Genomic DNA, 21,070 nt, shown 5'->3' with positions numbered 1-21,070 from the left:
CGTCATTCGCCTTCCGGAAAATCGGCCAGCGGTGCGACCGTCTCGCTCCACTGAAGATCGACAATCTTGGCCTCATGGGCCGCGACGATGGTGGGATGCGCCTGCGCGCCCAGCACCAGCCGCAGCGGCGGCGCTTCGCCCAACACGGTATCCACGATGATCTGCGCGCCGCGCACCGGATCACCCTTTTGCGTGCCGTTGGCTGCCGCATAGGCGCGCCGTTGCGCCAGTGTGCCGGCATAGTCTGCGATCTCCGTGCCCGGCAGGTCGAGCGAGCGACCGAAGAAATCGGTGCGGAACGGGCCGGGGCAGACGATCATCGCCCTTATGCCCAGATCGCGCGCCTCGGCTGCGAGCGCTTCCGTCATCGCCTCCAGCGCCGCCTTGCTGGCGGAATAATAGCCCGACCCGGCAAAACCACGCGCGCCGGCGGTGGAGGATATGTTGACGATGAAGCCGCTCCGCCGCGCTCGCATGCCGGGCAGCACCGCCCGCATCAGCGCCGCCGGCCCCAGCACATTGGTCGAGAACTGCCTTTCCACTGCCTGCGCATCCGCTTCCTCGATGGTGGACAGGAAGCCATAGCCGGCATTGTTGACCAATATGTCGATCGCGCCGAAGCGGTCGATCGCGGCCGCCACGGCGGCGTCAATCGCCGCTGCCGATGTCACCTCCAGTTGTACGGCCATGCACCGGTCGGGCGCCAGCGCGACAAGATCGGCCACATCCTCGGGCCTGCGCGCGGCGGCCACGACTCTGTCGCCGCGGGAAACGATATCCCGCGCCAGCGCCCGGCCAAAGCCCGCCGAAGCCCCGGTGACGAACCATGTCCTCACACAATCTCTCCCCCGGCCAGGGTGAAGCTGCGCGGGCTGGAACCATGTTCATGGGTGATCCGCCATTGCCCGTCCTCGCCGCGCAGCCAGATCAGCGTCAGGCGGAACTGCTTGGCGAAATCGTCGCCGCCCTTCGACGTACCGAACCAGTCGGCCGCAACCGATATCCAGGCGACATCGCCCTTGCGGAAGATGCGCGGGCTATCGCGAAATATGAAGCGGATGCTGCCATATTTCTCCAGCACCTTGTACCAGCCGACCGCATAGGCGTCCCAGCCGATATAGCCCTCCAGCGGCGGCGCCACGTCATAGGCGGTGAAGCGCTCGTCCATCAGGTAGAGATGCTCGACCGAAGCGCGATCCAGCGCACCGCCGCTGCCGTCATATTGGCGTCGATATGCCTCCAGCCGTTCGGCCAGCACGGCGATCTGGGGATCGGGGGCGTCGTTCATGCGCCTGTCTCCTTGCCATTGTTGGCGCCCAACAGGCCGAAACCGCCCGCGCGGCTGACGGCAGGGACCGCATCGCGGCCATGGCTGAATGCGACCAGCGGGAAATTCACGCCCACCAGTTCGCAGAAGCGGTTGCTCATTTCCTCCACTCCCCTGCCGTTCGACGCCCGCGATCGAGGAGCGACATCGAATCATCTTTCGGTCGTGATTTTTGTCTCGACCAGATTAGATCGCAAGCATATAATGCTCTACATAACGATATTCATGATGATGGGAGGATGGCTGCACTATGGCGCGCATGGGATATAGCGAAGAACATGAGGCGTTCCGGCATACGGTGCGCAGCTTCCTCGACCGGGAACATGAGCCCTATCTGCGCCAATATGAAGCGAAGGGCGGGCTGGACCGCGATTTCTGGAAGAAGGCGGGTGCGGCCGGCCTTCTGGGGCTGGCGCACACGGGCGAGGGGGATTTCACCTATTACGCCATCATGGCGGAGGAACTGGGCCGCACCGCCGGCAGCGCCACGACCGGCAGCTCCCTGATGGCGGACGTCGCGACCTATATCCTGATCGGCCATGGCACGCAGGGGCAGAAGGATCGCTATCTGCCCGGCGTCCTGTCCGGCGAATGGACGCAGGCCATGCCGCTGACCGAACCGGGCGTGGGCAGCGACGCCACCGCCATCGCGGCGACGGCGAAGCGCGACGGCGACGACTATGTCATCAATGGCGAGAAATATTTCATCTCCAACGGCGCTGGCGCAAACCTGCTCTACGTCGTTGCCAAGACCGATCCGGCCAAGGGCGGGCGCGGCATGAGCGTCATCATCGTGGAATCCGACACGCCCGGCGTCGCCCAGTCGAAAATCCCGATGATCGGGTGGCGGCAGGGGGACACCGGCGCGCTCAATTTCGACAATGTCCGCGTGCCTGTAACCAATCTGGTCGGCGTCGAGGGCGGGGCGATGAAGATCCTGATGGATACGTTCCTGGAGGATCGCATCCAGATCGCAGCCCGCTGCCTGGGCGCCGCATCGAAGGCGCTGGAGCTGACGCTCGACTATGTGAAGCAGCGCAAGGTGTTCGACCAGCGGGTGATCGATTTCCAGAACAGCCAGTTCATGCTGGCCGATTGCCGCGCCGACATTCGCATCACCGAAACCATGGTCGACACCGCCATGATCCGGTTGCGGAACAAGGAATTCACGTTCGAGGATGGCGCGATCCTGAAATTATGGGCGACGCAGATGGAGGGGCGGGTGCTGGATCGCTGCGTCCAGTTGTTCGGTGGCGCGGGGTTGATGGACGAAAACCCGATCGCCCGCATGTGGACCGCCGCGCGCATCCAGCGGATCTATGCCGGCACCGATGAATTGCAGAAGGTCGCGATCGCGCGCGGGATGCTGGCATGAGCGGGGAAAGGGTCGAGAGCTTCGCGCGCCGCTATGGCGATGCCTGGGCCGATCCGGACAGCGACGCTTTCGTTGCCATGTTCGCGCCCGATGCCGTCTATCGCGACGATCAGGTCGGCCGCCTGAATGAGGGCCATGCGCAATTGCGCGCCTTTCACGCCCATTTCGTCGCCGCCATTTCCGACATTCGCATGGATTTCCCCCGCGTTTTCCAGGCGGGCGACGACGTCTGTCTGGAATGGCGATTCAGCGGACGGCAGACCGGCACCTATCATGGCCGCCCGCCTACCGGCATTGGTTTTTCCGGGCCGGGCGTCGCGCTGATCCGCCTTGCGCCCGGTGGGCTGATCCAGTCGGTGATCGACTATTATGACAGCGGCGCGGTGAAGACGCAGTTGAATGCGGAGGCGCTGGCATGACGGTCCGGGTGGAGCGACAGGGCGCGGTGGCGCTGGTGATGCTGGATCGGCCGCACGCTAAGAATGCGATCACCGACGCCATGCGCCGCCAGCTATGGGAAGCGTTCGAGGATATCGCGCTGGACCGGGATGTTCGCGCCGTGGTGTTGACCGGCGAAGGTGGCGATTTCTGTTCCGGCGCCGATGTCGGTACGTTTGGCGGCGGCGGCATGGCCGGATCGCTGGGGCGGATGCACGAACTGGGGCGGATCAACCGCGGCATCTATCATCTGAACAAGCCGACGATCGCCGCCGTACCGGGCATATGCGCCGGCATGGCGTGGGGTTTCGCGCTGTGCTGCGATTTCGTGCTGGCGGCTGAGAGCGTGAAATTCGTGCAGATATTCCGCAATGTCGGCCTGGCGCCCGATGGCGGATCGGTCTGGCTGCTCAATCGGCTCATCGGCCCGATGCGGACGAAGGAGCTGTGCTATAGCGGCCGGGTGGTGCGCGCCGAAGAGGCGCTGCGGCTGGGGCTGGTGCTGGAAATCCTGCCGCCAGACGACCTGCTGCCCCGCGCCATGGCCTTTGCGCAGGAACTGGCGGCCGGGCCGGGCATTTCCATCGGCCTTGCCAAGCGGCAGGTCGATCTGGCTGCGACCATGGATTTCGACCAGTTCCTGTCGGCCGAACATATGATGCAGCCGGTCGCCAGCCGATCGGAGGATCATGCGGAAGGCGTGGCCGCCTTCCGCGAGAAGCGCAAGCCCGTCTTCAAGTGTGCATGAGGTCGGGCCGTTCCCGCGCGACCAGCCGCCGGGCATGGATGAACATGATGCCTGACAGGATGCAGGTGCCCATGCCCGCCATCATCGCATAGCGCAGGCTATCCGCCGCGAAGACCGGCCGCCAGTAATCGCTGAGCGCGCCGACCAGAAAGGTGGTGAGCGCGCCGCCGATCACCGCATTGGCGCAGTTGGATATGCCCGCCGCCGTGCCCCGCGTATGCGGCGCGCTGACCGCCTGATAGGCGGCGGAGAAGCAGGGGGAATAGAGCACGCTGACGCAGGTGCCGAGGAAAGTGGCGGCCAGCGCCCATATTTTCGACGGCGCGAGGAAGATCAGCATGTAGAGCGGGAAGAGGGCAAAGACGTTCCAGATCGAAAAGCGGATCAGCGCGTCGGTCCCCCTGGCCGCCAGCCAGTTGCCGATCCACCCGCCGCCGATCAGGCCCAGCGCCATGCCGCCTGCCATCAACGGACCGAAGATCAGGCCGACCTCGCGTATACTCATGCCATGGCTGCGGATGAAGAAACTGCCCAACTGGTTGACCAGCCCGACATTGACGAAAGTGACGACCGATCCCGCCGCGATCAGCCAGACCAGCGGCCGGTTGCGCCAGACGTCACCAAAGGTCGATCCGTGCATGTCGCCCAATCGCTGCACCGGCACCCGCTTGGGTTCGCGGCCTTTCCACAGCACCAGCAACGCCAGGAGCAGGCCGGGCGGACCCGCAACCAGAAAGGCCGGCCGCCAGCCATATTCGGACGCGATCCAGCCACCGACCGTCCAGGCGATCAATATGCCCGCCATCCCCCCGGCATAGAAAGTCCCCATGGCGAGCGGACGGCGTGCGGGTGGGTAGCTGTCGCTGATGAGCGACATGGCGGCGGGCACGATGGCGGATTCGCCCGCACCCACGGCGGCGCGGGCCAGCGCCAGTTGCGGGAAGCTGGACGCAAGACCGCATCCCATGGTGAACAGGCTCCACAGGCCAAGCGATCCGGCGACCAGCCGCGACCGGCTCCAGCGATCGAGCAGCCAGCCCGTCACCATGCCCAATATGCCGTAGACGAGGACGAAAGCCGCGCCGGTCAGGAGGAAAAGCTGGGTATCGGACAGGCCGAACTCGATCTTGATCGGCTCGGCGACCACCGCGATCATCAGCCGGTCGACATAGGCGAGGCAATAGGCGGCGGACAGCAGGGCCAGCATCATGGGCGCGCCGGTCGTCTTGGGGGTGACATCGCTCTTCATGGGTCAACGCGCCGACCGGAGGAAGGACTGGCCATTGACGGTCAGGCCCGAATAGCTGTTGGCGACCGCCATCGGCAGGAACTCAGCAGGGAAGTTCAGGCTTGGCTGCGACGCGGCATCCAGTTGCGCGACGGCGGCGGAATCGAGCATCAGGTCGAGCGCGCCAAGGTTCGTCTCGAACTGGGCCATGGTGCGCGCGCCCATGATCGGGGCAGCGACGCCCGGCCTCGCCAGCAGCCAGGCCAGCGCCACGCTGGCCGGGGTCGCGCCATGGGCGGCGGCGATGCCCTTCAGCAGGTCGATCACCTCGAACGCATGTTCGCTGACATGGCGTTCCAGGCTGTTGGCCCGGCCCGGCGATGCCGCCTGCCGATGGTCGCGATCATATTTGCCGCTGAGCAGTCCCGACCGCAGCGGCGACCAGGGGGTGATGCCCAGCCCCATCGCCTGCGCCATCGGCACCAGTTCGCCCTCCACCGTCCGTTCCAGCAGGGAATATTCGACCTGCAAGGCGATCAGCGGCGCCCAGCCCCGGAAACGGGCGATGGTCTGCGCCTGCGCCACCTGCCAGGCGGGCGTGTCGGAAAAGCCGATATAGCGGACCTTTCCCATGCGGACGAGATCGTCGAGGGCGGCCATCGTCTCCTCCACCGGGGTGAAGGGATCGGCCCAATGCTGCCAGTATAGGTCGATATGGTCGGTGCGCAGCCGTTGCAGCGATGCGTCGCAGGACGCCATGATCGCCTTGCGGCTGGCGCCGCCGCCATTGACGTTGCCCGGCTGCATGTTGCCGCTGAACTTGGTCGCGATCACCATGCGGTCGCGCCGGGCGGGATCGGCGGCAATCCAGTCGCCGATGATCCGCTCGCTGCTGCCACCGGTATAGATATTGGCGGTGTCGATGAAATTGCCGCCGCGATCGGCATAGGCGTCGAGGATGCGGGTCGCCTCGTCCGCCTCGCTGCCAAAGCCCCATTCGGTGCCGAATGTCATGGCGCCCAGGCAGAAACGGCTGACTTTCAGGCCCGACCGGCCAAGCGTCACATAATGGTCAAGCGACATGGCGCTTCTCCTTGCTTGCGATGATCTGAAGGATGGCGAATCAGCTTTTAAGGCTGTCGCGAACGACTGGATGGCCGGCGTGGCGACCATCAGGCAGGTCGTGCGACAGCGAGTTGGACATGTGTTCCGCGTTATCGCATCCTCCCGTCGCGCCCGGATTTCCTTGCATTTTTGCATCCTCTCGCGCTTTTCACCTTTGCAATTGCAATGGCCGTGAAAAACCGTAATTATATATATAGTCAGCAAGCGTATAGAACTGACGAGCATAATCAATATAGATTACGACATTGAGGGAGGATGTGATGAAGCGGTTCGGAACCCTGCATGCGCTAGCCATGACAAGTTGCCTGGCGGGCGTGACCCCGGCCTTCGCGCAGGATCAGGCGCCCCAGGCCCCGGAACAGGCCCAAAGCCAGGCGAATGTCGGCGTGGCCGACATCATCGTGACGGCCAACCGTCGTGCGCAAAATCAGCAGGATGTGCCGATCGCGGTTAGCGCCGTGACCAGCGAAATGGCCGAGAAGCTGGGCGTGACCGACATTGCCACGCTGACCAATGTGGTGCCGGGCTTCACCTTCAACCGGCAAAGCTCCGGTGCGCAGCCCTTCATCCGCGGTATCGGCAACCAGTCGGCGACGATCGGCAACGAACCGTCGGTCGCGATGTTCGTGGACGACGTCTATATTCCGACCAGCAACGCCGCGATCTTCGAATTCAACAATATCGATTCCGTCGAAGTGCTCAAAGGACCGCAGGGCACGCTGTTCGGCCGCAACGCGACCGGCGGCGTCGTGCATGTGCATACGCGCGACCCGTCCACCACCAAATCGTCAGCCGATTTCGAGATCGGCTATGGCAATTATGAGACGGTGACGGCCAAGGCCTATGTCAATTTGCCGGTTTCCGAGAATATCGCCGTCAATCTGGCCGCCTATCGCGTCGATCAGGGCGAGGGCTGGGGCCATGACATCTATACCGGCAACGATCTTTTTACCCGACGCGCCTGGGGCCTGCGCGGCAAGATCCTCTTCAAGCTGGGCGAGGATACCGAATTGCTGCTGTCGGGCGGCTATAATTACCAGAAGGGTACGGCGGGCATGTCCTTCCGCACGGTGGAGGGCTTTGCCGGCCGCGCGGGCATGACGCCGGAGGAAGCCGGCGCCGGATTCTATGACGGAATGACTGGCATCGGCGACTGGTACAAGGCGAAGTTCGCCATGGGATCGGCCAAGCTGACCCATGATTTCGGCGGCATCCGCTTCGTCAGCATCACCGCCTATACCGACACGAAAAACCCCAATCATTATGATATTTCCGCGCATCGCGGCAATCTGACCGCCGATTACCGGCAGGAAGAATGGGCCTTCACCCAGGAATTGCAGTTGATGTCGGCGGACGATGCCAAGCTGCAATGGATCGTCGGCGGTTTCTACCTCAAGGATGCGGCGCTGTTCGACGGCGTATTCACCGGCACCGGCCCGGCGGCGGGCACGGGGCCGGGCGGCCGCAATCTGGGGCCGGCGATTCCGGTTGGTCGCTACTCAAGTTCGCACGCGCGCCAGAAGACGGAGTCCCTCTCCGCCTTCGGTCAGGCGAGCATGGAGATTGTCGATGCGCTGACGGCTACGGTTGGTCTGCGATACACGTCCGACAAGCGCTCCGTCGGCTATAATGGCGGCGATTTCGGCATTATCGGCGGGCCTGTGCTGGCGACCGCCGGGCCATTCCCCGACAGCCGCCGCTTCAACAAGGTGACCGGACGTTTCTCGCTCGACTATAAGGTCAATGACGACCTGATGGTCTATGCCGCCTTCAATCGCGGCTTCAAGAGCGGCGTCTATTCGACCTCCAGCTACAACAGCGCGACCAAGGCGGTCGTCGCAGCGGTGCTGCCCGAAACGCTCGACGCCTATAGCGGCGGCTTCAAGAGCGAATGGTTCGACCGCATGGTCCGCTTCAATGCGGAAGCGTTCTACTACAAGATCGCCAATGCCCAGTTGCAGAACAACCTGACCAACCAGGCCGGCACCGAAATCCGCAATGCCGGCAAGTCGCGCCTCTACGGGTTCGATGCGGAACTGACGATCCAGCCGACGCAGGCACTGACCATCATGGGCAGCGTGTCGGTTGTGAACGGCAAATATACGTCCTTCCCCGGCGGCCCGACCTATTTCCCGCAGGCGCCCAACGACCAGATTCCGATTCCGCAGGGGTGTGCCAGCAATCCGCTGATCTTCCCGGCGGGCGGCGGCGGCCCTGTCTATCCGACCGGCGCCGGAACGCCCTTGCTGCCGGTGCCGGGCGGTTGCGACCTCAGCGGCAACAAGACGTTGCAGACCATTCCCTTCTCCAGCAGCCTCAGCATCGTCTATTCGATCCCGCTGGCGTCGGGATCGATCGACCTGTCGAGCAACTGGCTGCACACCGAACCCTTTTATTTCGAACCCGACAATAATCCCTTTGTCCGGCAGCGGGCGGTCGATCTGGTCAATGCCGCCGCGACATGGAACAGCGGCAGCGGCGTGGGCGTGCGGCTGTGGGTCAACAATCTGACCGACAAGAAATATTACAGCTATATCGCCAATAGCGGGTCGTCGGGCATCAAGGGATCGCCCGCCGCGCCGCGCACCTATGGCGTGACGCTGACGGGTCGTTTCTGACCGAAAAGGGCAGGGGCGGCGGACCCGCTCCCTGCCATTTCAAGGGAAAAAGGATGCAGTTTATCGACGTCAGCCGTGACGGACTGGTCACGACCGTCACGCTCAATCGCCCGGACGTGATGAACGCCATCAATGTCGGGATGCACGAGGAGTTGCAGGCGGCGTTCGACGCCTTCGCCGCCGACCCCGACCAGCATCTGTGTGTCGTCACCGGGGCGGGCGACCGCGCCTTTTGCGCCGGGTCGGACCTGAAGGCAGCGGCGCAGAGCGGCCTGCCCCCCCTCTATCCTCGCTGCGGCTATGCCGGGCTGATCGAACGGTTCGATTGCCCCAAGCCGTTCATCGCGGCGGTGAACGGCATCGCGCTGGGCGGGGGCTTCGAAGTGGCGCTGGCCTGCGACATCGTCATCGCGGCGGACAATGCCAGTTTCGGCCTGCCCGAACCACTGGTCGGTGCGGTGGCGCTGGGCGGTGGCCTGCACCGGCTGGCGCGACAGATCCCGCTCAAGCAGGCGATGGGCGTCATCCTCGCGTCGCGGCGCCTCTCCGCTGCCGACGGGCTGCGCATGGGCTTCGTCAATGAAGTGGTGCCGGCGGGCGCGTTGCAGGCGGCGACGCGGCGCTGGGTGGACGACATCATCCGCGCCTCTCCCGTATCGGTGCGCACGTCCAAGACGGTGGTGCAACGCGGCCTGGCCGAGGACAGCCTTGCCACCGCCATGCAGCAGCAGAAACACTATCCCGAATTCATCGCCTGGCGTGCCAGCGAGGACATCAAGGAAGGCCCGCGCGCCTTTGCCGAGAAGCGCAAGCCGGTCTGGACCGGACACTGAACTGGGCCACGAAAAGGCTTGCATCAAACTGGTTCGCTAGATTACCAATAGTCCATACCCGCAGGAGAAACATGCCGTGACCGCCCAGCTTGCCGATTCCATCTCGTTCCCGCGTGGACCGGCCTGGCGGAACCGCATCGCCCTTGCTCCGCTCACCAACTGGCAGAGCCATGAGGACGGGACGCTGGGCGAAGACGAATATCAGTTCCTGACCCGCCGGGCCGATGGCGGTTTTGGCCTGGTGATGACCTGCGCGGCGGCGGTGCAGAAAAATGGCATTTCCTTTCCGGGGCAACTGGCCGTCTATGCCGACGATCATGTCGACGGGCTGGCGCGGCTGGCGGACGGGATAAGGGCGCGGGGCGCGGTGTCGGCGGTGCAGTTGCAACATGCCGGGTCGCGCAGCAATCCGCAGATCAGCGGCGAGCAGGCCGTGTCGCCTTTCCCCTATGCCAAGCGGAACGTCCGCGCGCTGACCACGGCGGAGGTCGAGCAGCTGATCGAGGATTTCGTGACCGCCGCCGTCCGCTGCGAGAAAGCAGGGATCGACGGCATCGAACTGCATGGCGCGCATGGCTATATGCTCTGCCAGTTCCTGAACGCGGACGAAAATCAGCGGGATGACGGCTTTGGCGGTTCCTATCGGAACCGGACGCGCATCTATCGCGATATCATCAGCGGCATCCGCGCCGCGACCGGCCCCGATTTCCAGCTAGGCGTGCGCCTGTCGCCGGAAAAATACGCCTATGGCACGGGGGAGGCGCTCGCCTTTGCCGAGGAATTGCTGGGCGGCGGGCAGATCGACTATCTCGACATGTCGTTGTGGGACAGTTTCAAGCTGCCCGATGACGACGCCTATCATCCCGCACGGCTGGTGGACCTGTTCGGGCGGCTCGATCGCGGCAATGGCACGCGGTTGGGGGTAGCCGGCCATATCTTTTCGGCGCAGGACGCGCAGGATTGCCTGGACAGCGGCGCCGACTTCATCTTCTTCGGACGTGGCGCGATATTGCATCATGACATGGCGCGCCGCGCGATCGAGGAGCCGGCCTTCGTGTCGCGCAGCTTCCCGGTGACGCGCGCCTATCTGGCGGAGCAGGCGGTGGGGCCGGCATTCCAGACCTATCTCGCGACGGGCTGGAAAAATTACGTCGCGGATTGAGGGGCCCGCACTCATGATGCGGTGCCGAAGGTCAGGATCGGCTTGATCGTCTTGCCGCTATGAGAATCGGCCACCGCTTCGTTGATGCGGTCCAGCGGGTAGAAAGCGGACAGCCGGTCGATCGGGAAGCGTCCCTCCAGATACCAGTCGACCAGTTGCGGGATCAGGATCGCCGGATCGCAATCGCCATTCACCACGCCCCGGATCATTCGCCCGCTGATCAGCGGCAGGATGTTGAGCGTCACCTCCGACTGGCTCGACGCGCCAAGCAGGACGCAGGTGCCTCGCTCCTTGAGCGCGCCCACCGCCGCCGCGATCAGGGCAGGGACGCCCGATGTGTCGATCGCCTGATCGACGCCGCCCAGCGCCGCCAGCGCCTCGCCCAGATCTTGGATCGAGGTGTCGATGATATCGGTCGCCCCCAGTTCCTGTGCCAGCGCGAGTCGCGACGCGACCCGGTCGACCGCGATGATGCGCCCGGCGCCCAGCGCCTTGGCCGCCATCAGCGCCGCCATGCCGACCGCGCCCGTGCCGAACACTCCCAGCACCGTATCCGGGCCGGGTTTCAGCACATTGATGATCGTACCCGCGCCGGTGGACAGGCCGCAGCCGAGCGGCCCCAGCAGTTCCAGCGGCGCATCCTTGCGCACCTTGATCGTGTTGCGCGGGCTGGTGATCGCATGGGTCGCGAACGAGCTTTGCCCGAAGAAGGCGCCGCCCAGCCGTTCGCCCTTGTCGTCCGTCAGCGTGGCCGATCCGTCCGGACGGCTGCCGTAGAAGTTGAGCAGCGGATAATGCTGGCAATAGGCGGGGTGTCGATCGGAACAGGGCGCGCAGGTGCCGCAGGTGTTGAAGGTCAGCACGACCGGATCGCCAGGTGCAAAGCCACTGACATTCGCGCCCACCGCCTCCACGATACCCGCGCCCTCATGCCCCAATATCTGCGGCAGGGGCAGCGGCATGATCTGTTCGATGATGGCGAGGTCGGTGTGGCAGATGCCCGTCGCGACCAGCCGGACGCGCAGTTCGTCCGCATTGGGTTCGACCAGATCGACCGTCTCCACCGTGAATGCGCCATGGGGCTGACGCGCCACCGCTGCCTGTATCTTCATGCTGTTTCCTCTCCCGTTTGCGCCGGGCCTGATCGCCCGGCAAATTGATCGATCGCCTGCTGCGTAGTGACGACCTGCCCGACGATGGCGCTGGCATTCAGCAGGGCGGCGGCATGTTCCTCGTCGGTCAGGGCGGCGGTCGCGTCCGACAGGAAACGGACGCGATAGTCGCGCATCGCCGCGTCACGCGCGGTACTTTCGCAGCAGCAATTGCTGATCGTGCCACAGATGAAGACATCCTCGATGCCGCGCGCGCGCAGCCATCCGTCCAGGTCGATCGCGGCGTTGACGAAGCAGCTGAAGCGATATTTGTCGAAGATCAGGTCGCGCTCCGCGACGTGCAGGCCGTCATGGAGTGCCTGACCCGGTGCGCCGGCGTGCAGATGCGGGGTGCTGAGCAGGGACAGGCTGCCCGCGAAACGCTGCCATGCCGGCTGTTGCCCCGGTCCGTCCTCCACGACCCTGTGGCGCGACCAGAGGATCGCGGCGCCGGCCTTGCGCGCGGCGTCGACCAGGGCGTTGATCCGGGGGACGATGGCCAGAGCGTGCGGATTGGGAAAGACAGCCTGTTCGTCGACGAACGCTGCCTGCATATCGACCACGATGATCGCGGCTCTGGCCGGGATCAGCGGCGGAAATCGGTTCATCAACGCGCTGCGCGCAACCGCCCAGTCCGGTATATGGAGGGGGTGCGTCATGCCCGCATCCCGACCATTTCAAGCCTGTGTCGTGCATGATCGGGCTGTATGGGACTGACCGGATAGTCGCGCATCCTGCTCTCCTGACGATCCATTTTGCTGATGGCTCAATACCGTAATGCAGCATATTATTATTCAGTTGACAATATGCTGGGGTAAAGGCGATTGCTATCGGAAATAAACGAAGACGAAAAAGGGAGGGTGTTCATGCTGCGTCATATGCTTTGGACGTCGGCGTCGATCGGCGCATTTCTGGTTTCCCCATCTGCCAGTGCGCAGGAAAGCGGCGGATTGGCGGATATCATCGTCACCGCGCAGAAGCGGGCGGAAAATCTTCAGGACGTCCCCATCGCCATTTCCGCCGTACCGGCCAGCGCGCTGGCCGAAGCGGGTATCCGCTCCACGCAGGATTTGGCCCAGTCGGTCGCCGGCCTGAACGTCACCCGCACGACCGAGGCGACCGTCTTCACCCTGCGCGGCATCGGCACGCAGGGCGGCTCCACCGGGCAGGACGGCGCGGTCGCGACCTTCATCGACGGCGTCTACATGCCGTCCATGGCCGGCGCGACCTTCGCGCTCAATAATATCGAACGGATCGAGGTGCTGAAGGGGCCGCAGGGCACGCTCTACGGTCGCAACGCGACCGGCGGCGCGGTCAATGTCATCACCCGCACGCCGCAGCAGACATTCTCGATGGATGCCTCGCTCGGCTATGGCAATATGGAGACGATGGAGGGTAATTTCTACGCCACCGGGGGGTTGGCGCAGGGGATCAGTGCCGACGTCGCGGTCTATTATCGCAATCAGGACAAGGGATTCGGCTATAACCGGATCATCAATCGCGACGTCAACCGTTCGCGGGATTTCATCGTCCGCAGCAAGCTGCTGTGGGAACTCGGTCCCGATACCGACCTGACGCTGGCCGGCGACTATGGCCGTACCAAGGGATCGCTCGCCATATCCTATCGTCCGGTGCCGACATCGCAACTGGTCGATGGCACCGGCTATGCCCAATATCTGGCCAATGGAAACGGCTATTACGATTCGCAGAGCGAGTTCGAACCGGTTGTCGATACCCGCATGTTCGGTGGATCGGCCAAGTTGGAGCATAGTTTCGGCGCATTCAGCCTGACCAATATTCTGGCCTATCGTGGCGCCAAGGGTTTTCAGCGCGTCGAAGTCGACGCAACGCCGCTCAAGATCATCGACGCGCCGCTGTTCAATCGTGAGAAGCAATGGACCGAGGAAATCCAGCTCGCCTATGACAGCGACTCGGTCAAGGCGATGGCCGGCTTCTTCTACATGGATGCCAAGAGCCAATATGACCCGTTCCAGATTGCCGGGCTGGCGATCATGGGCTCGACGGGAGGCCTGTCCAACCGGATCGTCATCTACTCCACCCAGAAGACGCAAAGCTATGCCGGTTTCGGGCAGGTCACATGGGAATTTGCGACCGATACCAATCTGACGCTCGGCGCGCGCTACACGGTCGATAAAAGGCAACTGGATGCGGACCAGAATCTGGCGATCGGCATGCCGCTGCCCGACGCTTATTGTTCATCCTATTGCCGGCCGGACGGTTTGTTGGTGCCGATCGGCAGCGTCAATCAGGGCAAGACTTTCAAGAAGCCTACCTGGCGCATCGCGCTGGATCACCAGTTCGGCGGCGACCTGATGGTCTATGGCAGCTACAGCCGCGGCTTCAAGAGCGGCGTCTACAACCTGACCTCGCCGGGCGACGCGCCGGCGCAACCCGAAACGCTGGATGCCGGCGAACTGGGCTTCAAATCGACCATCATGAACCGCATCCGCTTCAATGCCGCAGCCTTCTATTACAAATATAAGAATATTCAGGCGTTCCAGGTCAACGGCGCGAACACCACGCTGACCAATGCCGCGTCGGCCAAGATTTACGGCTTCGATTTCGATTTCCAGGCGGAGATTGGCGCGGGCTTCTCGCTGAGCGGCAGCGGCGCCTACCTTCATCACCGCTATGGCAGCTTTCCGGTGGCGACCATTTCCTTCCTGCAACAGCCGGACGGGGCGCCGGATTATGCAGGCTACACGCCGGGCTTGGGCAATTATGTCTTCCCCAATTGCAGCGCGGCCGAACATAGCGGGCAATTCTATTGCTCGGCGAGCGGCAACAAGCTGGTCAACACGCCGGACTTCACCTTCAACCTGATGCTCAATCATGAGCTGGAACTGGCCGGCGGCAAGCTGAACAGCAATATCAACTGGTCCTATAATAGCGGCTTCTATTGGGCGGTGGACAATCGTCAGAAGCAATCCGAGTTCAACATCTTCAATGCCCAGATGACGTGGACCGCACCGGAAGAGCGCTGGAACATCCGGGGCTGGGTGCGCAACCTGACCGACAGGAAATATCTCCTGACGTTGAACGAGAATGGCAGCGGCGACATCGCCACGCCTGCACCGGCGCGGACCTATGGCGTCTCGCTCGGCTTTCACTTCTGAAAAAGGACGGCAGGATCATGGAGTCATTCCATCTGGTGATTGACGGAAAGCTGGTGGCCGGCGCGCAGGTGATGCCGGTCATCAATCCGGCGACGGAGGTGTCGATTGCCGATTGCCCGCGCGCGGACGAAGCGCAGTTGCAGGCGGCAGTCGCGGCGGCCAAGGCGGCTTTCCCCGGCTGGGCGGCGTCGCCCATGGATGAACGCCGCGCGGCCCTTAACAAGGTAGCGGATGAAATGGAGGCACGGCTGGAGGAACTGGCGCGCCTGTTGACGGCGGAACAGGGCAAGCCGTTGCCCAAGGCGATGGAGGAGATCGGCGGCTCCGCCTTCATCCTGCGCGCGCTCGCCAGCCTCGACCTGCCGGAAAAGGTGGTGCAGGAGGATGAGGGCGGCCGCTTCGTGGAGCAGCGCTATCCGCTGGGTGTCGTTGCGGCGATCACGCCGTGGAACTTCCCCATCTCGCTGCTGATGGTGAAGGCGCCGCCCGCGCTGCTCGCCGGCAATACGCTGGTGGCCAAGCCTGCGCCGACCACGCCGCTCACTTCGCTGCGGATCGCGGAAATCTTCAACCGCCATCTGCCGGCCGGCGTGTTCAACATGATTGTCGACGGCAATGATCTGGGCGGCGTGCTGACCGCCCATCCCGATGTCGCCAAAGTGTCCTTCACCGGATCGACCGCAACCGGGCGCAAGGTGATGGCCAGCGTGTCCACCCTGCTGAAGCGGATCACGCTGGAACTGGGCGGCAATGATGCGGCGATCGTGCTGGACGATGTCGATCCCAAGGCGACGGCGAAGAGCCTGTTCGAAGGCGCGATGGTCAATAGCGGGCAGGTCTGCCTGGCGATCAAGCGCGCCTATGTGCATGATTCGCAATATGACGCCATTTGCGACGAACTGGCGGAACTGGCGCGGATCGCCGTGGTCGACGAAGGGACGCAGCAGGGCGCGCAATATGGCCCGCTGCAAAACAAGGCGCAATATGACAAGGTGCGCCAGATGATCGACGAGGCGGCGCAGCGCGGCACGGTGATCGGCGGCGAGACGCTGGACCGGCCGGGCTATTTCATCCGCCCCGCTATCGTGCGCGACATTGACGATGATGCCAGCATCGTACGCGAGGAACAGTTCGGCCCGGTCCTGCCGGTGCTGCGCTACAGCGATCTGGACGATGCCATCGCCCGCGCCAATGACATCGATCAGGGGCTGGGCGGCACCGTCTGGGGCAATGACAAGGCGCGCGCGCTGGCCGTCGCCGGACGGCTTCAAACCGGGATGGTATGGATCAATAGCCATATGAACATCAATCCCTTCATCCCCATGGGCGGGGCCAAGCAATCGGGCATGGGGCAGGAACTGGGACAAAGCGGGCTGGAGGAATTTACCCAGCGCCGGCTGGTCTTCGTGCCCGCCTGACGCCCCCCAGCCGGAGACTGTGATGCAATATGATATAGTGATCGTCGGTGGCGGTCAGGGCGGGGCGAGCGCGGCGGTGCTGCTGCGCCAGTCTGGTTTCAGCGGAACGATCGTGATCGTCGGGCGCGAGGCCGAAGCGCCCTACGAACGGCCGCCTTTGTCGAAGGACTATATGCTGGGCGAAAAGCCGTTCGAGCGGCTGCTGATCCGCCCGGCCGCCTATTGGGCGGACAATGGCATCGACCTGCTGTTGGGCTGCGAGGCGGTGGCGGTCGATCCGGCGGCGCAATCGGTGATGCTGCGCGACGGGCGGGCGATCGGTTATGGCGACCTGATCTGGGCGGCGGGCGGCGATCCGCGCCCGATGAACTGCCCCGGCAGCGACCTGCCCGGCATCCATGCGGTGCGCGACCGGGCGCATATCGACGAGATCCTGGGTGAACTGCCCGCGGTGGAGCGGGTCGCGATCGTGGGCGGCGGCTATATCGGGCTGGAGGCGGCGGCGGCGTTGCGCAGGATGGGCAAGGCTGTCACCCTGCTCGAAATGCTGCCGCGCGTGCTGGCGCGGGTCGCCGGGCCGCAACTGTCCGCCTTTTTCGAGCAGGAACATCGCGCCCATGGCGTCGACCTGCGCACCGGCATGGGCGTTGCCGCCTTCGAAGGGCATGGCCGGCTGGAAGGGCTGCGCCTGACCGACGAGACGTTCCTGCCTGCACAACTGGCGATCGTCGGCATCGGTATCGTGCCGGCGGTCGCGCCCTTGCTGGCGGCGGGCGCGAAGGGCGGCAACGGCGTGGAGGTGGACGATCATTGCCGCACCAGCCTGCCCCATATCTATGCGATCGGCGATTGTGCCGCCCATGCCAATGTCTTTGCCGACGGCACGGTGCTTCGGGTGGAATCGGTGCAGAATGCCAATGATCAGGCCGGTTGCGCGGTAAAGGCGATCCTGGGCGATCCGCATCCCTACGCCGCGACGCCGTGGTTCTGGTCGAACCAATATGACCTGCGCTTGCAGACGGCGGGCCTGTCCGCCACCCATGACCAGACGGTGCTGCGCGGCGATCCGGCCACGCGCAGCTTCTCGGTCGCCTATCTCAAGGCCGGGCGGCTGATCGCGATCGACTGCGTCAACCAGACGAAGGATTATGTGCAGGGCCGCAAACTGGTGGAGGCCCGCGCGACTGTGGCCGCTGAGTTGATCGCGGATGCCAGCCGTCCGCTCAAGGATCTGATACCTGCGGCATAAATAGTTTGCATGCATATCATAATTGTCATTATGGTAAGAATTGCAGCATGGCAGTCGGCCAGCATAAAGAGTCGCAAGGAGAGGGCGTTGGCGAAGAAGGTCATCATCAGTTGCGCGGTAACGGGCGCGATCCATACGCCCAGCATGTCGCCGCATTTGCCGGTGACGGCGGAGGAGATCGCGCAGGCGGCGATCGGCGCGGCGGAGGCCGGCGCGGCGATCATCCACCTTCATGCGCGCAACCCTGTCGATGGCCGCCCGGACCAGAATCCCGACCTGTTCGAGCCCTTCCTTCAGGTCATCAGGCAGCGCAGCGACGCGGTCATCAACCTCACCACCGGCGGCCATCCGTCGATGACGCTGGAGGAAAGGTTGCGCCCGGCGACACGGTTCCAGCCGGAGCTCGTCTCGCTCAACATGGGCAGCATGGGCTTTGGCCTGTTCCCCATGCTCGATCGCTACAAGGACTGGCAGCATGACTGGGAACCGCAGTTGCTGGAGGCATCGCGCGACCTGGTGTTCAAGAATACGTACAAGGATATCGAAGGGCTGCTGGCATTGCTCAGCCCGCTCGGCACCCGGTTCGAATTTGAATGCTATGACACCAGCCATCTCTACAATCTGGCCCATTTCCTCGATCGGGGCCTCGTGAAGGCGCCTTTGTTCGTCCAGACCTGCTTCGGCATATTGGGTGGCATCGGCAGCCATCCCGACGATGTGATGCACATGAAGCGCACCGCCGACCGGTTATTCGGCGATCAGTATATATGGTCGGTGCTGGGCGCGGGGGCGCGGCAGATGGGCATCGTCGCCATGGCGGCGTCGATGGGCGGCAATGTCCGCGTCGGGCTGGAGGATTCGCTGTGGGGCGGGCCGGGGCGACTGGCGCAAAGCAATGCGGAACAGGTGGCGAGCGCCCGCGCGATCATCGAGGGCATGGGCCTTTCGGTCGCCACCCCGGACGAAGCGCGTGCGATCCTGCATCTGAAGGGTGGGGACCGCACTGCCATCTGACGCGGCATGGCATGATAGGGGAATGGGGTGAGCATGGACAGACGCGGGCCGCTGGTCGGGGTGAAGATATTGGAAGTGGCGGGGGTCGGCCCCGGTCCTTTCTGCGCGATGATGCTGGCGGACATGGGCGCGACGGTGCTGCGGGTCGAACGGGCCGGTGCGCCGCCGATGGTCCCGCCGATCGACCCGGAGAAGAATCTGCTCCATCGCGGGCGGGAAATCGTCAGCCTCGACCTCAAGAGCGCCGAGGGCGTGGCGCAACTCCTGTCGCTGGTCGATGCCGCCGATGTGCTGCTGGAGGGCTATCGCCCCGGCGTGATGGAGCGGCTCGGCCTTGGCCCGGACATCTGCCTTACCCGCAATCCGGCGCTGGTCTATGCGCGGATGACCGGCTGGGGGCAGGATGGGCCGATGGCGCATCTGGCCGGGCATGACATCAATTATTTCGCCATGTCGGGCAGTCTGATGCTGTGCGGACGGGAGGATGAGATTCCGCTGCCCAACCTCAACATGGTCGCCGACATGGGCGGCGGCGGCATGCTGATGGCGTTCGGCATCACCTGCGCCCTGCTGGAAGCGCGGGCGAGCGGTCAGGGGCAGGTGGTGGACGCCGCCATGACCGAGGGCACCGCGCTGTTGGCGACCATGATCCACGGCTATCGGTCGATGAACCGCTGGAGCGACAAGCGCGGCGACAATCTGCTGGATGGCGGCGCGCCCTTCTATGACGTCTACCGGACGGCGGGTGGGGGATATATGGCGGTGGGGTCGATCGAACCCAAATTCTATGCCGATCTGCTCGCCGGCCTTGGCCTTGATCCCGCCGACCTGCCGCGTCAGCATGACCGCGCCGCCTGGCCGGACATGAAGGCGCGCTTCGCTACCATTTTCGCCAGCCAGAGCCGCGCCCATTGGGAAGCGGTCTTCTCCGATCGCGATGCCTGCGTCACGCCGGTCCTTTCGCCCGACGAGGCGGCGGTCCATCCCCATGCGCAGGCGCGAAGCATGTTCGGCGATCCGGGCGGCGTGGCGCAGCCCATGCCCGCGCCCCGCTTCAGCCGTACCCCCGGTGCGATCGCCAGCCCGCCGCCGGCCAGCGAACTGGCGCTGGACGCGATCGACCCGGTCTGGCGCGTGCCTGCCGGCGGCTGATCCACGCTTGGCGCGGACGGCGGCGGCGGCTATCCTGCGGCCATGGACACGCATGACCCCGCCCTGATCCTGCACGGCTATTGGCGTTCGGGCACCAGCTATCGCACCCGCATCGCCCTCAACATAAAGGGGGTGCGCTACCATCAGGTAAGCCATGACCTGCGGACCGGTGAACAGCGGTCGCCCGATTATCTGGCGCTCAACCCGCAGGGGCTGGTCCCTGCGCTGGAGGTGGAGGGCCATGTCCTCACCCAGTCCGGCGCGATCATCGAATGGCTGGAGGAGCGCTATCCCGATCCGCCGCTGTTGCCCGGCAGCGCGATCGACCGGGCGGTGGTGCGCGCCATGGCGATGCTGGTCGCCTGCGACATCCATCCCCTCAACAATGTCCGCGTCCTCGACCGCCTGCGCGACGATCTCAGCGCTTCGCCGGATGCGGTGAAGGACTGGATCGCCCATTGGATCAGCCAGGGTTTCGGCGCCCTCGAAACGCTGGTGGCGCGCCATGGCGGCCGCTTCTGCTTCGGTGATCGTCTGACGCTGGCCGATTGCCATATCGTGCCGCAGCTCTATTCGGCCGAGCGCTTCGGCGTGGACGTCAGCGCCTTTCCCCGGCTGGTCGAAGCCGTCGAGCGCGTCCGCGCGGAACCAGCCGTTGCCGCCGCCCATCCCGACAGGCAGGCCGACGCGGGTTAATCCATGCGCGGTGCCGCTGCGATGCTGATCGGCGCGAACAGCGGAGTGGTGCGCAGGCTGGCCAGCCCCTCCAGCCGGTCGATCGTCGCCTGGTCATGGCCGCCGCTATGCGACCAATAAGCGTCCAGGGCGGCGACCGGAGCCGGGCGACCGATGGGCGCCATCATCGCCCTCCGCTCCGATCGCGGACCGGGCGGTCTGGCGCAGTACCTTCACCACTTCCGCCATGGACCGGGCGGCGGCCAGCCTTTCGCTCCCACACGATCGCCATTCGCCGGGTGGGCCGTCACAGGCGATCGACGAACAGATTTAACGCCATGACGATTACGGAGCTTAGACGCCCGGCCGTTTCCGCAGGCAAGAGGGAAAGTTCATTGATGCAGATCAGGTTCATGACGA

General features: G+C 64.3%; 21 protein-coding genes. 13 read left to right on the top strand and 8 right to left on the bottom strand.

Going from position 1 to position 21,070, the window contains the following annotated elements; genetic code table 11:
• Window positions 1-2: 2 nt before the first annotated feature.
• From ASE85_RS20120 to ASE85_RS23245, 3 genes are read right to left on the bottom strand one after another with little or no spacing between them, the layout of a single operon-like run.
• Window positions 3-836 carry an oxidoreductase gene (locus tag ASE85_RS20120; protein ID WP_056692968.1) on the bottom strand — a complete coding sequence of 278 codons (834 nt, stop codon included), beginning with the start codon at window positions 834-836 and terminating at the stop codon, window positions 3-5.
• Window positions 833-1,288 (bottom strand): YybH family protein, encoded by a 456-nt coding sequence (locus ASE85_RS20115; protein WP_056692965.1) that lies wholly within the window; start codon window positions 1,286-1,288, stop codon window positions 833-835. Before ASE85_RS20115 ends, ASE85_RS20120 begins: the two co-directional genes overlap by 4 nt.
• Window positions 1,285-1,428 carry a hypothetical protein gene (locus ASE85_RS23245; protein ID WP_200928413.1) on the bottom strand — a complete coding sequence of 48 codons (144 nt, stop codon included), beginning with the start codon at window positions 1,426-1,428 and terminating at the stop codon, window positions 1,285-1,287. The genes ASE85_RS20115 and ASE85_RS23245 overlap by 4 nt, the downstream gene beginning before the upstream one ends.
• Before the next feature lie 149 nt (window positions 1,429-1,577).
• Between ASE85_RS23245 and ASE85_RS20110 the strand changes: the two genes are divergently transcribed.
• Genes ASE85_RS20110 through ASE85_RS20100 form a run of 3 tightly spaced genes read left to right on the top strand, consistent with a single transcriptional unit; the run spans window position 1,578 to window position 3,888 of the window.
• Complete coding sequence (locus tag ASE85_RS20110) at window positions 1,578-2,702, top strand: acyl-CoA dehydrogenase family protein (RefSeq protein WP_056692963.1); 1,125 nt, start codon at window positions 1,578-1,580, stop codon at window positions 2,700-2,702.
• Entirely contained in the window at window positions 2,699-3,121 is a 423-nt protein-coding gene (locus ASE85_RS20105) for an ester cyclase (RefSeq protein WP_056692959.1), read from the top strand. Before ASE85_RS20110 ends, ASE85_RS20105 begins: the two co-directional genes overlap by 4 nt.
• Entirely contained in the window at window positions 3,118-3,888 is a 771-nt protein-coding gene (locus ASE85_RS20100) for an enoyl-CoA hydratase/isomerase family protein (protein WP_056692956.1), read from the top strand. Before ASE85_RS20105 ends, ASE85_RS20100 begins: the two co-directional genes overlap by 4 nt.
• Here ASE85_RS20100 and ASE85_RS20095 read toward each other — a convergent pair.
• Both ASE85_RS20095 and ASE85_RS20090 read right to left on the bottom strand, forming a co-directional pair.
• A complete protein-coding gene (locus ASE85_RS20095; RefSeq protein ID WP_056692954.1) occupies window positions 3,875-5,137 on the bottom strand; it encodes an MFS transporter in 1,263 nt (420 codons plus the stop codon). The genes ASE85_RS20100 and ASE85_RS20095 overlap by 14 nt on opposite strands.
• 3 nt (window positions 5,138-5,140) lie before the next feature.
• A complete protein-coding gene (locus ASE85_RS20090; RefSeq protein ID WP_056692952.1) occupies window positions 5,141-6,199 on the bottom strand; it encodes an aldo/keto reductase in 1,059 nt (352 codons plus the stop codon).
• Between ASE85_RS20090 and ASE85_RS23240 the strand changes: the two genes are divergently transcribed.
• The 4 genes from ASE85_RS23240 to ASE85_RS20075 all read left to right on the top strand — a co-directional run bounded on the left by ASE85_RS23240 (window position 6,198) and on the right by ASE85_RS20075 (window position 10,854).
• Window positions 6,198-6,416 carry a hypothetical protein gene (locus ASE85_RS23240; RefSeq protein ID WP_156358439.1) on the top strand — a complete coding sequence of 73 codons (219 nt, stop codon included), beginning with the start codon at window positions 6,198-6,200 and terminating at the stop codon, window positions 6,414-6,416. The genes ASE85_RS20090 and ASE85_RS23240 overlap by 2 nt on opposite strands.
• 118 nt (window positions 6,417-6,534) lie before the next feature.
• Window positions 6,535-8,859, top strand: coding sequence for a TonB-dependent receptor (locus tag ASE85_RS20085; RefSeq protein ID WP_162237490.1), 2,325 nt, complete (start codon window positions 6,535-6,537; stop codon window positions 8,857-8,859).
• A 53-nt stretch (window positions 8,860-8,912) separates the two neighbouring features.
• On the top strand, window positions 8,913-9,692 hold the full coding sequence (locus ASE85_RS20080; RefSeq protein ID WP_056692945.1) for an enoyl-CoA hydratase-related protein: 780 nt from the start codon (window positions 8,913-8,915) through the stop codon (window positions 9,690-9,692).
• A gap of 76 nt (window positions 9,693-9,768) precedes the next feature.
• Window positions 9,769-10,854, top strand: a complete 1,086-nt coding sequence (locus ASE85_RS20075) for an NADH:flavin oxidoreductase (RefSeq protein WP_056692942.1) — start codon at window positions 9,769-9,771, stop codon at window positions 10,852-10,854.
• An 11-nt stretch (window positions 10,855-10,865) separates the two neighbouring features.
• Here the strand turns inward: ASE85_RS20075 and ASE85_RS20070 are convergent, their stop codons facing one another.
• Complete coding sequence (locus ASE85_RS20070; RefSeq protein WP_056692939.1) at window positions 10,866-11,966, bottom strand: NAD(P)-dependent alcohol dehydrogenase; 1,101 nt, start codon at window positions 11,964-11,966, stop codon at window positions 10,866-10,868.
• Window positions 11,963-12,664 carry a cysteine hydrolase family protein gene (locus ASE85_RS20065; protein ID WP_056692936.1) on the bottom strand — a complete coding sequence of 234 codons (702 nt, stop codon included), beginning with the start codon at window positions 12,662-12,664 and terminating at the stop codon, window positions 11,963-11,965. The genes ASE85_RS20070 and ASE85_RS20065 overlap by 4 nt, the downstream gene beginning before the upstream one ends.
• A 207-nt stretch (window positions 12,665-12,871) precedes the next feature.
• On the opposite strand from ASE85_RS20065, the gene ASE85_RS20060 reads away from it, so the two are divergent.
• The 6 genes from ASE85_RS20060 to maiA all read left to right on the top strand — a co-directional run bounded on the left by ASE85_RS20060 (window position 12,872) and on the right by maiA (window position 20,671).
• Complete coding sequence (locus tag ASE85_RS20060) at window positions 12,872-15,142, top strand: TonB-dependent receptor (protein ID WP_056692934.1); 2,271 nt, start codon at window positions 12,872-12,874, stop codon at window positions 15,140-15,142.
• A gap of 14 nt (window positions 15,143-15,156) precedes the next feature.
• Window positions 15,157-16,560 carry an aldehyde dehydrogenase family protein gene (locus ASE85_RS20055; RefSeq protein WP_156358445.1) on the top strand — a complete coding sequence of 468 codons (1,404 nt, stop codon included), beginning with the start codon at window positions 15,157-15,159 and terminating at the stop codon, window positions 16,558-16,560.
• 22 nt (window positions 16,561-16,582) lie between these two features.
• Entirely contained in the window at window positions 16,583-17,809 is a 1,227-nt protein-coding gene (locus tag ASE85_RS20050; protein WP_056692928.1) for an NAD(P)/FAD-dependent oxidoreductase, read from the top strand.
• An 87-nt stretch (window positions 17,810-17,896) separates the two neighbouring features.
• On the top strand, window positions 17,897-18,823 hold the full coding sequence (locus ASE85_RS20045; protein WP_056692926.1) for a 3-keto-5-aminohexanoate cleavage protein: 927 nt from the start codon (window positions 17,897-17,899) through the stop codon (window positions 18,821-18,823).
• Window positions 18,824-18,856: 33 nt separating this feature from the next.
• Window positions 18,857-19,975: a CaiB/BaiF CoA transferase family protein gene (locus tag ASE85_RS20040; RefSeq protein WP_056692923.1), complete on the top strand. Its 1,119-nt coding sequence runs from the start codon at window positions 18,857-18,859 to the stop codon at window positions 19,973-19,975.
• 42 nt (window positions 19,976-20,017) lie between these two features.
• Complete coding sequence (gene maiA / locus ASE85_RS20035) at window positions 20,018-20,671, top strand: maleylacetoacetate isomerase (protein WP_056692920.1); 654 nt, start codon at window positions 20,018-20,020, stop codon at window positions 20,669-20,671.
• Here the strand turns inward: maiA and ASE85_RS23235 are convergent.
• Window positions 20,668-20,838, bottom strand: coding sequence for a hypothetical protein (locus ASE85_RS23235; protein WP_156358438.1), 171 nt, complete (start codon window positions 20,836-20,838; stop codon window positions 20,668-20,670). The two genes, maiA and ASE85_RS23235, sit on opposite strands and share 4 nt — an antisense overlap.
• Between the last annotated feature and the right edge of the window lie 232 nt (window positions 20,839-21,070).

Source organism: Sphingobium sp. Leaf26, assembly GCF_001421665.1.
In the GTDB taxonomy this organism is placed as follows: Bacteria; Pseudomonadota; Alphaproteobacteria; order Sphingomonadales; family Sphingomonadaceae; genus Sphingobium.
The sequence above is the reverse complement of the archived record's forward strand: the minus strand, read 5'-3'. Positions and strand labels throughout refer to the sequence as shown.